At 67.9% G+C, this 14,261-nt stretch carries 12 protein-coding genes; 5 read left to right on the forward strand and 7 right to left on the reverse strand.

What is annotated here, in order from left to right:
* Positions 1–89 precede the first annotated feature (89 nt).
* From FNH24_RS10425 to FNH24_RS10440, 4 genes are all read left to right on the forward strand, one after another.
* The gene (locus tag FNH24_RS10425) at positions 90–1,577 is read left to right on the forward strand and encodes a hypothetical protein (RefSeq protein WP_152362111.1); all 1,488 of its coding nucleotides are present in this window, start codon (positions 90–92) and stop codon (positions 1,575–1,577) included.
* Positions 1,578–1,626: 49 nt separating this feature from the next.
* Positions 1,627–2,892 carry a sulfur globule family protein gene (locus tag FNH24_RS10430; RefSeq protein ID WP_152362112.1) on the forward strand — a complete coding sequence of 422 codons (1,266 nt, stop codon included), beginning with the start codon at positions 1,627–1,629 and terminating at the stop codon, positions 2,890–2,892.
* 48 nt (positions 2,893–2,940) lie between these two features.
* On the forward strand, positions 2,941–4,905 hold the full coding sequence (locus FNH24_RS10435; RefSeq protein ID WP_152362113.1) for a M13 family metallopeptidase: 1,965 nt from the start codon (positions 2,941–2,943) through the stop codon (positions 4,903–4,905).
* Between the two features lie 122 nt (positions 4,906–5,027).
* Positions 5,028–5,843, forward strand: coding sequence for an alpha/beta fold hydrolase (locus FNH24_RS10440; protein WP_152362114.1), 816 nt, complete (start codon positions 5,028–5,030; stop codon positions 5,841–5,843).
* 138 nt (positions 5,844–5,981) lie between these two features.
* Here the strand turns inward: FNH24_RS10440 and FNH24_RS10445 are convergent, their stop codons facing one another.
* The 6 genes from FNH24_RS10445 to FNH24_RS10470 all read right to left on the reverse strand — a co-directional run bounded on the left by FNH24_RS10445 (position 5,982) and on the right by FNH24_RS10470 (position 12,497).
* Positions 5,982–6,839 carry a sugar phosphate isomerase/epimerase family protein gene (locus FNH24_RS10445; RefSeq protein WP_152362115.1) on the reverse strand — a complete coding sequence of 286 codons (858 nt, stop codon included), beginning with the start codon at positions 6,837–6,839 and terminating at the stop codon, positions 5,982–5,984.
* 117 nt (positions 6,840–6,956) lie between these two features.
* Positions 6,957–7,772, reverse strand: coding sequence for an ATP-binding cassette domain-containing protein (locus FNH24_RS10450; protein WP_152362116.1), 816 nt, complete (start codon positions 7,770–7,772; stop codon positions 6,957–6,959).
* Positions 7,765–8,760, reverse strand: coding sequence for an ABC transporter ATP-binding protein (locus tag FNH24_RS10455; RefSeq protein WP_152362117.1), 996 nt, complete (start codon positions 8,758–8,760; stop codon positions 7,765–7,767). The genes FNH24_RS10450 and FNH24_RS10455 overlap by 8 nt, the downstream gene beginning before the upstream one ends.
* Positions 8,757–9,629, reverse strand: a complete 873-nt coding sequence (locus FNH24_RS10460; RefSeq protein WP_170304489.1) for an ABC transporter permease — start codon at positions 9,627–9,629, stop codon at positions 8,757–8,759. The genes FNH24_RS10455 and FNH24_RS10460 overlap by 4 nt, the downstream gene beginning before the upstream one ends.
* A 5-nt stretch (positions 9,630–9,634) precedes the next feature.
* Positions 9,635–10,663 (reverse strand): ABC transporter permease, encoded by a 1,029-nt coding sequence (locus FNH24_RS10465; RefSeq protein ID WP_152362119.1) that lies wholly within the window; start codon positions 10,661–10,663, stop codon positions 9,635–9,637.
* 43 nt (positions 10,664–10,706) lie between these two features.
* The gene (locus tag FNH24_RS10470) at positions 10,707–12,497 is read right to left on the reverse strand and encodes a peptide ABC transporter substrate-binding protein (RefSeq protein WP_152362120.1); all 1,791 of its coding nucleotides are present in this window, start codon (positions 12,495–12,497) and stop codon (positions 10,707–10,709) included.
* A 190-nt stretch (positions 12,498–12,687) separates the two neighbouring features.
* On the opposite strand from FNH24_RS10470, the gene FNH24_RS10475 reads away from it, so the two are divergent.
* Complete coding sequence (locus FNH24_RS10475) at positions 12,688–13,764, forward strand: inositol-3-phosphate synthase (protein WP_152362121.1); 1,077 nt, start codon at positions 12,688–12,690, stop codon at positions 13,762–13,764.
* A gap of 6 nt (positions 13,765–13,770) precedes the next feature.
* Here FNH24_RS10475 and FNH24_RS10480 read toward each other — a convergent pair whose 3' ends face one another.
* Positions 13,771–14,085 carry a hypothetical protein gene (locus FNH24_RS10480; protein WP_152362122.1) on the reverse strand — a complete coding sequence of 105 codons (315 nt, stop codon included), beginning with the start codon at positions 14,083–14,085 and terminating at the stop codon, positions 13,771–13,773.
* Between the last annotated feature and the right edge of the window lie 176 nt (positions 14,086–14,261).

Here is a 14,261-nt window from a genome sequence, read left to right on the forward strand (position 1 = left end):
CGGGCCCCTCAGGTGGGACGACCGATCGGTAAGGTTGGCTTCCGAGTGGACCACCGCAGGGGGTCCAGACGATGCGATGGAGTCCAGCGATGAGTGGTCAGTACCCGCCTGGAGGCCAGCCCGGACCCTACGGGAACAATCCGCAGGGTGACTCGGGCCAGGGGCCGGGGGACAGCGGGTATGGTCAGCCGCCCGGCAGTGGGCAACCCGGTTACGGCCAGGACCCGGGCTACGGCGGGCAGCAGCCCGGCTACGGCGGCCAACCCGGATACGGCGGTCAACAGCCCGGCCCGGGCGGTCAACAGCCCGGCTACGGGCAACAGCAGCCCGGTTACGGTCAGCAGCCCGGCGGCGGTCAGCAGCCCGGCTACGGCCAGCAGCCCGGCTATGGACAACCCGGGGCTGGCAGCCCCCAGTCCGGCGCCGGCAGCCCGCCGAGCTATGGCCAGGGCGGCTTCCAGCAGTCACCCGGCGCGACGGCCGGCAGCCCGGGGACTCCGGGCTACCTGGCGGGTCCGGGCGGGCCGCAGGGCCCCTACGGCCCGGGCCAGTACGGTGGGCAGCCGCAGCAGCCGCCGAAGAAACGGAACACGCGGCTGCTGTTGATCCTCGGCATCTGCGCGCTGGCGCTGGTCATCCTCGGCGTGTTCGGTGGCGTCGCGCTCTTCAACAACGCCCAGAAGGCCGCGGCCGCCAAGCCGCCGGCGGCCGTCCAGGGTTACCTCGAGGCGGTGGCCGCGGGCCGGGCCGAGGAGGCGTTGTCCTTCGGGGCCAAGCCGCCGCCGGACAAGAGCCTGATCACCGACGAGGTGCTCGCGGCGTCGCAGAAGCGGGCCGCGATCAGCGGCATCAACGTCCCCGTGTCCGAGACCCCGCCCAAGGGCGTGACCACCGCGGTCGACGCCACCTTCAACCTCGGCGACGAGCAGGTGAACCAGCGGTTCACCCTGACCAAGGTGGGCGACGACTGGAAGATCGACCAGGTCTTCGCCACCGTCGACCTGACCGACCTGAGGCTCGAGGGCCTGCCGATGTTGATCAACGGAGTCAAGACCGAGGCCGAGACCGCCAACCTGCTGTTCGGCTCGTACGAACTGACCTCGGGCATGAACTCGATCGGGTACGGCGACGACAAGTTCCTGGTCAAGAGCCTCACCGAGACGCCGGACCTGCCGGAGCCGGTGGCGACCCTGACCGAGGCCGGCAACAAGGCCTTCGTCTCCGCCGCGAAGGCGTCGTTGAAGGCCTGCCTGGCGCAGAAGGCGGTCAAACCGCCCAACTGCCCGAACCGGATCAACCCGAGCCCCGGGCATGTGGTCACGGCGAGCACGATCCGGTGGTCGTCGCCGGAGGCAGGCTGGGACGAGTTCAAGGGCGGGCTGGTCGCCAACAGCGACGGAAGCTACATGACGAAGGGAAAGCTGAAGCTGAAGTTCCTGTTCACCGCGGCCGGAACGATCAACGGGAACCCCGGGACCTTCAACAACAACAGCTGGTCGAACAAGTGGCAGTACTTCTATGTCAGCACTGACCTGACCAAGGAGCCGAGGGAAGTCTTCTGGCAGCAGGAATACTGACCGAGACCCGTCCGGGGGCGATCCACACGAGTGCGACGGAGTTCGAAGGATGAGTGGTCAGTACCCGCCGGGGGGCCAGTCCGGGTACGGCGGTCAGCAGCCCGGCTACGGTCAGCAACCCGGCTACGGCCAACAGCCCGGTCACGGTGACCAGACCGGCTACGGCCAGCAGTCCGGCTACGGGAACCAGACCGGCTACGGCCAGCAGACCGGTTACGGCAACCAGGCCGGCTATGACGGCCAGTCCCCGTACGCCGGCCAGCAGACCGGTTACGGGTATCAGGCGGCGCCGGGCGGCCCCGGGCCGCAGCCGGCGAAGAAGAGCAACGTCAAGCTGCTGGTGATCATCGGCGCCGGAGTGCTGGCCCTGGTCCTGCTCGGCGTCGTCGGCGGCGTCGTCGTGTTCCGCGCCAACGAGGCCGCCAAACGGCCGGGCGCGACGCCGACCAGCGCGGTCCAGGCCTACCTGGGCGGCCTGGCCGCCGGGCAGGCCGCGACCGTGCTCGGCTTCATCGCCGATCCGCCCACCGACAATCCGTACTTCACCGACGACGTGCTGCAGAAGTCGGCCGACCGGGCTCCGCTGACGGCGATCACGGTGCCCGAGGTCGAGGGCACCAAGACCGGCTCGGCCACCGTCGAGGCCAGCTTCCAGCTCGGCCAGGAAACGGTCAGCGAGACGTTCACCCTGACCAAGCTGGACGACACCTGGAAGTTGATCAACCCCTTCGCCGAGGTCGACCTGTCCGGCGTCAAGGTCGCGCAGCTGCCGATGTTGATCAACGGAGTCAAGGCCGAGGGTGACAGCGTGCAACTGCTGCCGGGTTCGTACGAGTTCAGCAGCGGGCTGAAGACGATCGACTACGGCAAGAGCAACGTGCTGCTGGTCGCCGACCTCGGCGAGACCGTCGAGGTCTCGGACCTGGCCCCGGCGGTGACCGCCGCCGGCAAGAAGGCCTTCATCCAGGCCGCCCAGAAGTCGCTGAAGGCCTGCCTGACGCAGAAGAAGCTCGCCCCGGACAACTGCCCGAACCTGATCACGCCGGGCACCGGGCAGAAGATCGACGAGAGCTCGGTCCGGTGGACCCTGCTCCAGGAGACCTTCGACTCCGTGGAAGTGAACCTGGACAGCAGCGCGCCGACCGAGGTCAGCGGCGAGGTGAAACTCCGGATCAGGTTCGCCGGCACCGGGACCTTCAACGGCAAGCCGATCACCTTCAACAACAACTCCTGGGAAGACGAGCTGCGCGGCTACATCATCAGCACCGACCTGGCCAAGGAGCCGTACCCGATCACCTGGACCAGCAACTACTGAGCCGGAGCAATCGGCGCGGCGCTTTTCGCCCTGGATTACCATGCCTGCGTGACTGAGACTGCCGCCGTGCCGGCGATCGACTTCTCCAGCTTCGATCGCAACGTACGCATCACCGATGACCTGTACCGCCACGTCAACGGCCGCTGGATCGCCGAGACCACGATCGAGGACGACAAGCCGATGGCCGGCGTCTTCATCGGGCTGCGGGACGCGGCGGAGGCGGCCGTCCGGGACATCATCACCGGGATCACCGACGGGGCGCCGGGCAGCAACGAGGCCAAGATCGCCGACCTGTACGCCAGCTTCATGGACGCCGAGGCCGTGGAGGCCGCCGGCGCGACCCCGCTGGCCGGGCTGCTGGCCGAGGTGGACCAGGTGGACACGCCGGCCGAGCTGGTCCGGCTGCTCGGCGGCTTCTTCCGCCGCGGCATCTCCGGCCTGGTCGCGATCGACGTCGAGTCCGACCCCGGCGACCCGAACCGGTCGGTGATCTTCGTCGGCCAGTCCGGGCTCGGGCTGCCGGACGAGGAGTACTACCGGCTGGAGGCGCACGCGGAGATCCGGACCAAGTATCAGGAGCACATCTCGGCGTCGTTCGAGCTGGCCGGGGTCGACTACCCGGCCACCCAGGCCAAGCGGGTGTTCGACCTGGAGACCGAGATCGCCGCCGCGCACTGGGACAAGGTCAAGTGCCGCGACCTGCGGCTGATGTACAACCTGATGTCGCTGACCGAGTTCGAGGCGAACTACCCCGACCTGAACTGGCCGGAGTACGCGGCGGGCCTCGGCATCGACCGCGAACTGATGGCCGAGCTGGTCGTCACCCAGCCGTCCTTCTTCTCCGAGGCGGCGGCACTGCTGACCCGCAACCGGCTCGACTCCTGGCGCGCCTGGGCCCGGTGGAAGATCATCTCCTCGCTGTCGCCGTACCTCTCCAGCGCCTTCGTCGACGAGCGGTTCTCCTTCTACGGCACGACCCTGTCGGGCACGCCGAAGCTCAAGGAGCGCTGGAAGCGCGGCGTCGAGCTGGTCGAGGGCTCGCTCGGCGAGGCGGTCGGTCAGGTCTATGTCGACCGGCACTTCTCCCCCACCGCCAAGGAGCGGATGGACGAGCTGGTCGGGCACCTGATCGAGGCCTATCGGCAGTCGATCACCGACCTGGACTGGATGACCGCGGAGACCAAGCAGCAGGCGTTGGACAAGCTCGGCAAGTTCCGGCCGCACATCGGCTTTCCGTCGAAGTGGCGCGACTACTCCTCGCTGGAGATCATCCGGGACGACCTGGTCGGCAACGTCGCCCGGGCGGTCCAGTTCGAGATCGGCCGCAACCTCGCCAAGATCGGCCAGCCGGTCGACCGCGAGGAGTGGATGATGACGCCGCAGACGGTCAACGCCTACTATCACCCGCTGCGCAACGAAATCGTCTTCCCGGCCGCGATCCTGCAGCCGCCGTTCTTCAACGAGCACGCCGACGACGCGGTCAACTACGGCGCGATCGGCGCCGTGATCGGCCACGAGATCGGCCACGGCTTCGATGATCAAGGTTCCACCTGCGACGGTGACGGAGCCCTGCGCGACTGGTGGACCGCTGATGACCGGGCCGCCTTCGAGCAGCGGACCGCGACCCTGGTCGAGCAGTACGACGCCCTGGAGCCGGAGCAGACGCCCGGCCACAAGGTCAACGGCTCGCTGACCATCGGCGAGAACATCGGCGACCTCGGCGGCCTGTCGATCGCGCTCAAGGCCTGGCGGATCGCGACCGGGGATCAGGATCCGGCCCCGATCGACGACTACACCGGGGTGCAGCGCCTGTTCCTCAGCTGGGCCGCGGTCTGGCAGACCAAGGCCCGCAACGAGACCGTCCTGCAGCGCCTCGCCGTCGACCCGCACTCCCCGCCCGAGTTCCGCTGCAACCAGATCGTCCGCAACGTCGACGCCTTCTACGAAGCCTTCAACGTGCAGGAATCCGACGCCCTCTACCTAGCCCCCACCCACCGCGTCCGCATCTGGTAAAAACCCCGCCGACCCGTCACTAGTGCACCGGGTTTTGCGGCGTGTCGGTGCACAAGTGACGTCTCGGCAGCACCGGCTGGGCTTCCGCCCGGTGACCTGACCGGGTGTGGTTGGCTGGCCGGATGCGGTTGACGGACGAGTTCGAGTGGCAGGGACGACGGATAGCGTACGGACGGGCCGGCAGCGGACCGGATCTCGTCTTCTGTCACGGGACGCCGTGGTCGTCGGTGGTCTGGTCCCGTTACGCCGACGCGTTGACCGACGAGTTCACGGTGCACCTGTGGGACCTGCCCGGCTACGGCCGGTCGTCGAAGGACCCTGACCATGCGGTCGACTTCGCCACCCAGGCCCGCGGCTTCGCCGCCCTGCTCGATCACTGGGGACTCGACCGACCGCTGGTGATCGCTCATGATTTCGGCGGTGCGGTCAGCCTCGGCGCCGCCTTGTTCGAGCAGGCCCGGTATGCGGCGCTGTTGTTGGTCGACGTCGTCGCGATCCCGCCCAGCGGCTCACCGTTCTTCAAGTTCGTCCAAGATCATCCGACGGTGTTGGACCAGCTGCCGCCCTACATCCACGCGGCGATCTTGGACGCCTACATCCGCGGGGCCAGCCACCGGGGCCTGCGCGAGGATGAGTTGGCCGCGCTGGTCGAGCCCTGGACCACCGACCAGGGTCAGCCGGCCTTCTACCGGCAGATCGCCCAGTACGACGAGACCTACCTGGCCAAGATCGAGGAGCGGCTGCCCGAGCTGGAGCTCCCGGCCGACGTGATCTGGGGCGCCGACGACACCTGGATCCCGACCACCACCGGACGCCGGCTGGCCGGGTTGATCACCGATGCCACCTACACCGAGGTGCCCGAGGCCGGTCACCTGATCCAGTACGACGCCCCGGTGGAGCTGAGCAACCTGGTCCGAGACTGGCTCGCCAAGCACTAGCTGCTCGTTCCCTGAGCCCGTCGAAGCATGTCCTGAGCCTGTCGAAGGGGGCAGACCAGATGATCATTGCGCTCACGACGCAACGACGGAACCCGGCCTCGCCCTTCGACAAGCTCAGGGAACGAGCAAGCACCTGCCCTAGGCCGTCAGACGGCCGAACGCCTCGAGACTGACCCGGACGGACTCGAGCTCGGCCAGCGCGGTGTGATCTTGCTCGAGCAGCAGGCACTCGAAATTCGGCAGCGCCTCGGCCGCGGCGACGATGGCGGGGATCGGCAGCGTGCCGGTGCCGATCTCGGTGAAGCAGCGCGGCTCCAGGGTGGCCTGGAACGACTCCATGGTGATCGGACCCGACGGGTCGACCACGCCGTCATACAGGTTCAGCGGCTGCGGCGCGTCGGCCGGGAAATCCTTCTGGTGCAGCAGAATCACCCGATCCGGGTAGCGGCGCATCCAGTCGATCGGGTCCTGCCCGCCGCGATACATCCAGTAGGTGTCGAGCTCGAGGAAGACCAGCTCCGGATCCGTGTGATCCAAGATCAACTGATAGATCGGGGTGCCGTCCAGCTCCTGGAACTCCTGATAATGGTTGTGGTAATAGAACCGCATCCCCCGCTCGGCGCAGAGCCGGCCGATCTCGTTGAACGTCTCGGCCCGGCGCAGCACGTAGTCGCGATCACCGTACGGATAGAACTCGATGTCGCAGCCGATCTGCCGGTTGCCGACCCGCTGGTGATAGTCCAGCACGACGGGAAGTCGATCAAGGTCGAGCGGGTTGACGTGGCAGCCGACGAGCTCGAGGCCGTACGTCCGCAGCCGCTCGGTCAGCTCGTCCGCCGGCACCCCGAAGCCGACCCCGTCGTCGACCGCGGCGTTGTGGTTGGCGGCCTCGATCCGGCGCACGCCGAGTTCGCCGAGGACTTCGAGCGTGCCCCAGGGATCACGCTTGAGCGACTCCCGGACCGAGTAGAGCTGCAGGCCGATGGCGACATCCATGACTCCACCGTACGCAGGGTCCGGCAGGGTCTCGAGGCCCGAACTGTCGGCGTCGAGACGTCACTTGTGCACCGACACGCCGCAAAAACCGGTGCACTAGTGACGGGTCGGCGGGGGTTAGGTGCCGGCGCGGACGGGGAGGACGGCGGCCAGGAGGTCCTTGGTGTAGTCGTCCTGGGGGTCGCCGAACAGCTGCTCGGTCGGGCCCTCCTCGACGATCTTGCCGGTCCGCATCACGGCGACCCGGTCGGCCAGGCGCTCCACCACGGCGAGGTTGTGCGAGATGAAGACGCAGGACAGGCCGAGCTGGCCGCGCAGGTCCTCCAGCAGGGTCAGGATCTGGGCCTGGATCGAAACGTCCAGCGACGAGGTCGGCTCGTCACAGACCAGCAGCTCCGGCTCCAGGGCCAGCGCCCGGGCGATCGCGATCCGCTGCTGCTGGCCGCCGGAGAACTGCCGCGGCGACAGGTCGGCGAAGCGCGGGTTGACCCCGACCAACTCCAGCAGTTCCAGCGCCTTGGCGCGGCGGGACTCCCGGGTGCCGCGGTTGTGCAGCCGCAACGGCTCCGCGACGTTGCCGACCGCGGTGTAGTGCGGCAGCAGCGACCCGTACGGATTCTGGAAGACCATCTGCATCTTGCCGCGCAGGGCCCGCTGTTCCTTGCCGGTCAGCGCGGTCAGCTCCTGACCGGCGAACGTCACCCGGCCGGAGGTGACCGGCTGCAGGCCCATGATCAACCGGGCCAGGGTCGACTTGCCGCTGCCGCTCTCGCCCACGATGCCGACGGTCTCGCCGGTCCGTACGTCGATCGAGACGTTGTCCACCGCCACCGTGTCACCGGCCCGGCTGGAGAAGATCTTGGTCACCGCCTCGACCCGGACCAGCACGTCGGCCGGCGGGTCGGAGAACGTGCGCTTCGCTGGCTCAGACAAGGGTCGCCGCCTTCCAACACGCCGCGCCGTGGCCGTGGGCCGTGGTCCCGTTCGCCTCGGGCCCGGCGTCGAGCTTGATCAACTCCTGCTCCTCGGAACAGCGCGGCTGCTCCGCCTGGGCACAGCGCGGATGGAACGGGCAGCCGGCGGGGCGACGGGCCAGGTCCGGCGGGCTGCCCGGGATCGGGATCAGCGGCAGCTCCCGGCCGCCGACCTCGATGCTCGAGCCGATCAGACCCACCGAGTACGGGTGCCGCGGCCGGTCCAGCAGCTCCAGCGTGGTCGCCCGCTCCATCACCTGCCCCGCATACATCACCATCACGTCGTCGCAGAAGTAGCGGGCCACCCCGAGATCGTGGGTGATCATGATGATGCCGGTGCCCTGCTCCTTCAGCCCGGCCAGCAGATCCAGCAGCTGTCGCTGGATCGTCACGTCCACGGCGGTGGTCGGCTCGTCGGCGATCAACAAGGCCGGCCGGGTGATCATCGCCATCGCGATCATCGTCCGCTGCCGCATTCCGCCGGACATCTGGAACGGATACATGCGGACCCGGCGCTCGGGCTCGGGGATGCCGACATCGCCCAGCGCCTGGACGGCCCGTTGCCGGGCCTCGGCCTTGCCGCAGATGCCGTGCCAGAGCAGGTGCTCGGTCAGCTGCCGCTCCACCGTCAGGGTCGGATTCATCGCCTCCATGGCGTTCTGGAACACCATCCCGATGTCCCGGCCGCGGATCCGGCGCAGCTCGCGCTGCTTCAGTTTGAGCAGATCCTTGCCCTGGAACTGCGCGCTGCCGGCCGCCTTCGCGGTCTTCGGTAGCAGGCCGAGCAGGCTGCGCACCGTGACGCTCTTGCCGCTGCCGCTCTCGCCGACGATCGCCAGCGCCTTCCCCGGCTCGACGTCGAAACTGAGCCCGTCGACCACGGTCAGCCGCTCACCGTCGGAGCGACGGAACTCGGTCCGCAGGTCCCTCACTTCGAGCAGACTCATCGCTGATCACCACTCGCGTCGAAGGCGTCCCGGAGGCCGTCGCCGACCCAGGTGAACGCCAGCAGGGTCAGGGCAAACAGTGCGGCCGGGAACAGCAGCAGGTGCGGCGCCGAGAGCAGCGACCGGACGCCCTCGGAGATCATCCCGCCCCAGGACGGGGTCGGCGGTTCGACGCCGAGCCCGAGCAGGGCCAGACCGGCCTCCGCCCCGATCGCCGCCGGGATGCCGAAGCTGGTGGTGACCAGGATCGGCCCGATCGCGTTCGGCAGGATGTAGCGCACCGCGATGGTGAAGCCCGAGGCACCCATCGCGCGTGCCGCCTCGACGTATTCCCGCTGCTTCAGCGTGAGCACCTGGGCCCGGACCAGCCGGGCCTGGGTGACCCAGGAGGCGATGCCGATGGCCAAGATCAACGCGAAGATGCTGCGGCCGAGGACGGTCACCAGCACCACCGCGAACAGGTAGCTCGGGAACGCGTACATGATGTCGGTGCCGGCCATCAGCCCCGACTCCAGCCGACCGCCGACGTAGCCGGCGAGCAGGCCGATGATCAAGGCCAGCACCAGCGCCGTCACCTCGGCGCCGAAGGCGACCGACAGGGCGGTCCGCAGGCCGTAGAGGACCCGGCTGAAGACGTCCCGGCCGAGCGCGTCGGTGCCCAGCAGGTGGCCGCCCACGCCCGGGCCGACCATCATGTTGTCGAAATCGGTGTCGGTGTAGTGGAACGGCGCGATCAGTGGCGCGATCAGCGCGACGATGATCAACAAGCCACAGAAGATGAGGCTGCCCAGCGCGAGCTTGTTGCGACGGAACCGGTCCCAGGCGTGCCGGAGCGGGCTCTTGGTCACCACCTCGCGGGTTGCCGCCACCGGTGCTAGACCGACGTCGGCTGCACTCTCGACTGTTGCCACAGCTTCCTCCCCCCTCGCATGAATCCGCGGCCGCGGGCCGCCTCGGTCCGGATCCGGGGATCCAGCGCACCGTAGATCAGATCGACGATCAGGTTCACCACCATCAAGATCAACGCGAAGAACAGCGTGGTGCCCATCAGCAGCGGCATGTCCCGGCTGGCCGCGGCCTGGGTGAAGTAGAGCCCCAGCCCCGGGATCCGGAACAACGTCTCGACGAACACGGTGCCGGTCATCAGCCCGGCCAACAGCGGGCCGACCACGGTGACCAGCGGGATCAGCGAGTTGCGCAGCGCGTGCCGGATCACCACCGTGCTGTACGGGCCGCCCTTGGCCAGCGCCGCGGTGACGTACTCCTCGCGGAGCGTCTCCAGCATGCTGGAGCGGACATAACGGGCCAGCACCGCCACCGGGCCGAGCGCCAGCGCCAGCACCGGCATGATCATGTTCACCGGACCGTCCCAGCCGCTGGATGGAAGCACGTGCAGGGTCGCGGTGAACAGCAAGATCAGGAACGCCGCGGTCAGATAGCTGGGCAGCGCATGCCCCAGCGTGACCACGAACATCGTGCCGTGATCACCGACCGAGTCCTTGCGCAGCGCGGCGAAGACCCCGATCGGCACCGAGATCAACAACGCCAGGATCACGGCAATGATCGCCAGCGTGGCCGAGACCGGGAACGCGGTCGCGATGATGTCCTGCACGTCCTGCCCGGCGTACTTGTAGGACGGGCCGAAGTCCCAGGTGATCGCACCCTTCATGAAGATCAGGTACTGCTGCCAGGCCGGCTTGTCCTCGCCGTAACGGTTCTCCAGCTCCGTCACCATCTGCTCGGTGCCGGCGCTGCCGATGTTGGTGGCGCCGCTGCTCACCCGGGCGATGTCGGCGAAACTCCCCGGGGCCAACTGAAGCAGCGTGAACGCGATGATCGACACCGCGATCAGGGACAGCACCAGCCGGATCACCCGGCTGGCGAGATATCTGGCGAATCCCACGCCTCATCCTCCTCGTCGATGATCGTCTGAGTGCCGCGGGCCGTCAGGCCTTCGGCTTCAGACCCTTGAGGTAGAAGTAGTCGGGGTAGGCGCGCATCACGATGCCGTCGATCGTCGGCCGCACCGCGAAGTAGACGCTGAGCCAGAGCACCGGGATGTAGAGCGATTCCTGCTCCCGGAGGCCGGCCGCCTGCTTGAAGATCGCCAACCGCTTGGCGGCGTCCGGCTCGGCATAGCCCTGCGCGACCAGCTCGCCCATCTCGCGCGATCGGGGCGAGCTCTTCTCCTTCAGCAGTGCGGCCAGCCGCTTGTTCTTGGTGCCGGCGTCGAGCTCCTTGTCCTGCTCCGTCTTCTGGTACTCGGCCCAGGAAGCCGCCGGCAGGCTGAACTTCTGCACGTCGATCGGCGACCAGAGCGACCCGGTGTAGGTCGGCCAGGTGGGCAGGCCGGCGAACGTACCGAAGTAGAAGCCGATGTAGTCGCCCTTCTGCACCTGCCACCGGCGCTCGACGTACACGCCCGCCTCGACGATGTCGGGCCGGACCTTGATGCCGAGGTTCTTCTGCCAGACGTCGGCCAGCGCGGCGACGATCGGGCTGTCCTGGCCGGACAGGATCCGGATCTCCGGCAGCCCCTTGCCGTCGGGATAGCCGGCCTCGGCCAGCAGCCGCTTGGCCTGCTCGATGTCCTCGCCCAGTGCGAAACTGTCGTCCCAGCCCTTGACCCGGCCGGGCACCAGGGTCTGGCCCGCCTTGGCGCCGGTCACCACGCCGGCCAGGGTGTCCCGGCTCATCGCCATCGACAGCGCCTGCCGGACCCGGACGTCCTCCAGGGCCGGGTGCTCGCTGCGCAGCTTGGCCAGGTAGGCGACGCTGTAGTTGTCGACCGACTTGAGATGCTGCGACAGCTCCGGATCCTTCTTGAACCGGGCGACATCGACATCGGGGATGGTCACGATGTCGGTCTCGTTGTTCTCGTACGGGACCGTCTGGGTGCCGCTCGCGGTCGCCTCGATCAACTGCACCTGGATGGTGTCGTAGAAGACATTGCCCCGGTCCCAGTACTTCTCGTTGGGCACCAGGTCCAGGCTGGAGTTGATCACCCAGGCCTGCACCGCGTACGGGCCGTTGGTGATGAAGTTCGGCGGCTTCTGCCAGTCGTCCGGCTTCTCCTCGACCGTCTTCATGTGCAGCGGCAGCAGCGACGGGTGGCTCAGCGCCGGCAGCAGATCCGGGTTCGGATTGGCCAGTGTGATCACCAACTCCTTGTCGCCGGTGGCCTTGACGCCCACCTGCGACCAGTCGGTCAGCGCACCGGAGAGGAACTCGACCGCGCCCTTGATGCCGGTCGAGGCCTGGTAGGAGTTGGCACCCAGCGTGGTGCCGCCGGCGCTGGCGCCGGACGGCGTGAACAGCCGCTTGTAGGTCGCCTCGAAGTCGTGCGCGGTGACCGGATCACCGTTGGACCAGGTCGCGCTGTCGCGCAACTTGAAGGTGTAGGTCAGGTTGTCCTCGGAGATCGACCACTCCTCCGCCACGGCGGGATCGACGTCGTCTCCGGACTCCTTCTGGGTGACCAGGCCTTCCAGGATGCCTCGGGTCAGGATCCACATGCCGTTCGTGATCACCTGCGGATCGACGGTCTCGACAGTGACGTAGGAGATCCGCAGCGACTTGGCGCCCTCCTGCTGTTGCGGCTGGCTGCCGAAGACGTTGCACCCGGTCAGCGACCAGGTCCCCGTCGCGGCGATGCCGAGCGCGCCAGAAATCCGCAGAAAGTCCCGGCGGCTCCCGGCCACCTTGGGAAGGCCACCCGGCGATACGGATGTCTCCATTGATTCCACCTCTCAACCCGGACTCGCGGCGGAGGCACTGAGCACCGTTGCCGCTTTGGTTGGACCATAATAACTATTTTCGGGCGGCCGTAAATCCCCGGCACCAACTTGTAACAAACCTTGGCCGAGGCTGAGCCGGGCGCGATTGACCGGACATACCCGCGGCGGGCGGCTCGATTAGCCTCACCGGGTGACTTCGATTCGGGTGGCCATCGTCGGTGTCGGCAACTGTGCGTCCTCATTGGTACAGGGAGTTCACTACTACCGCAACGCGCCACTCGGCAAGGCGATCCCCGGGCTGATGCATGTCAGGTTCGGCCCGTACCACGTCGGTGATCTTGAGTTCGTGGCCGCCTTCGATGTCGATGCGAAGAAGGTCGGCGCCGATCTTGCCGACGCGATCCACGCCGGCGAGAACAACACGATCTTGATCAGCGACGTGCCGCCGACCGGGGTCGAGGTGCTGCGCGGTCCGACCCTGGACGGACTCGGCGAGTACTACCGGGAGACGATCACCGAGTCCGCGCGGCCGGCCGCCGACGTGGTCGCGGCGCTGCGGCAGTCCCGCGCCGATGTGCTGGTGTCCTATCTCCCGGTCGGGTCCGAGCAGGCCGACAAGTTCTACGCCCAGTGCGCGATCGACGCCGGCGTCGGCTTCGTCAACGCGCTGCCGGTGTTCATCGCCTCAGACCCCGAGTGGGCCGAGCGGTTCCGCGCCGCCGGGGTGCCGATCGTCGGCGACGACATCAAGAGCCAGGTCGGCGCGACGATCACCCACCGCGTCCTGGCCAAGCTGTTCGAAGATCGCGGCGTCACCCTGGATCGGACCTATCAGCTGAACTTCGGCGGCAACATGGACTTCCAGAACATGCTGGAACGCTCCCGGCTGGAGTCGAAGAAGATCAGCAAGACCCGGGCCGTCACCTCCCAGGTGCCGCGGGAAATGGCCGACGCCGACGTGCACATCGGCCCGAGCGACTACGTCCCGTTCCTGGCCGACCGCAAGCACGCCCTGGTCCGACTGGAGGGCCGCGGCTTCGGCGACGTCCCGGTGCAGCTCGAATACAAGCTCGAGGTCTGGGACTCCCCCAACTCCGCCGGCATCATCATCGACGCCGTCCGCGCCTGCAAGATCGCGATGGACCGCGGCCAGGGCGGCCCGGTCGACGCCCCGAGTGCGTACTTCATGAAGAGCCCGCCGAAGCAGTACGACGACTCCACTGCCCGCGACCTGGTCGAAGAGTTCATCCGCGGCGACGCGGACTGAGCACCGTCAGTAGCATTGGGCCCCGTTGACCGTCCAGCCAGAGCCGCCACCGCCGCGGAGGTCGAGGATGTTGACGGTGCTACGACCATTGACCATCAGGATCGAATCGGGTCGCTCGACGGCGGTCCAGCCGGACCGCGGCGTCGACGGCCGGGCGCCCTCCGCCAACCAGCGTTGAAAAGCGGCCTCGGGCGTCGGATCACCGTGAGCGCCGGCTTCGATCGAGGCCGAGAACGAGAGGCATACGCCGGGCACCGGCCCGAACCCGATCATGAGCGAGATGATCAGGGCGGCAGCCAGCACACCGGCCAGGGCCACCATGGCCCGGATCAGGTTCCGTGAGCGCGGCCGCGCTGCCATGAGTCGATCGTACGTCTGTGCCGTTCCTTCAGCCTGGATCCACCGATGGGCGCCGCAACCGGGCCGGTGAGCTGAGCCGGGCTTGTTCCGTTCCCTGAGCCTGTCGAAGCATGTCCTGAGACTGTCGAAGGGGGCAA

Source organism: Microlunatus speluncae, from assembly GCF_009299835.1.
Classification (GTDB): domain Bacteria; phylum Actinomycetota; class Actinomycetes; order Propionibacteriales; family Propionibacteriaceae; genus Microlunatus; species Microlunatus speluncae.

Excerpts from the sequence above, each read along its gene's own strand:
- FNH24_RS10425 (WP_152362111.1), top strand. The coding sequence starts at position 90 with ATGAGTGGTCAGTACCCGCCTGGAGGCCAGCCCGGACCCTACGGGAAC.
- FNH24_RS10430 (WP_152362112.1), top strand. The coding sequence starts at position 1,627 with ATGAGTGGTCAGTACCCGCCGGGGGGCCAGTCCGGGTACGGCGGTCAG.
- FNH24_RS10470 (WP_152362120.1), bottom strand. The coding sequence starts at position 12,497 with ATGGAGACATCCGTATCGCCGGGTGGCCTTCCCAAGGTGGCCGGGAGC.
- FNH24_RS10480 (WP_152362122.1), bottom strand. The coding sequence starts at position 14,085 with ATGGTGGCCCTGGCCGGTGTGCTGGCTGCCGCCCTGATCATCTCGCTC.
- FNH24_RS10445 (WP_152362115.1), bottom strand. The coding sequence starts at position 6,839 with ATGGATGTCGCCATCGGCCTGCAGCTCTACTCGGTCCGGGAGTCGCTC.
- FNH24_RS10440 (WP_152362114.1), top strand. The coding sequence starts at position 5,028 with ATGCGGTTGACGGACGAGTTCGAGTGGCAGGGACGACGGATAGCGTAC.
- FNH24_RS10455 (WP_152362117.1), bottom strand. The coding sequence starts at position 8,760 with ATGAGTCTGCTCGAAGTGAGGGACCTGCGGACCGAGTTCCGTCGCTCC.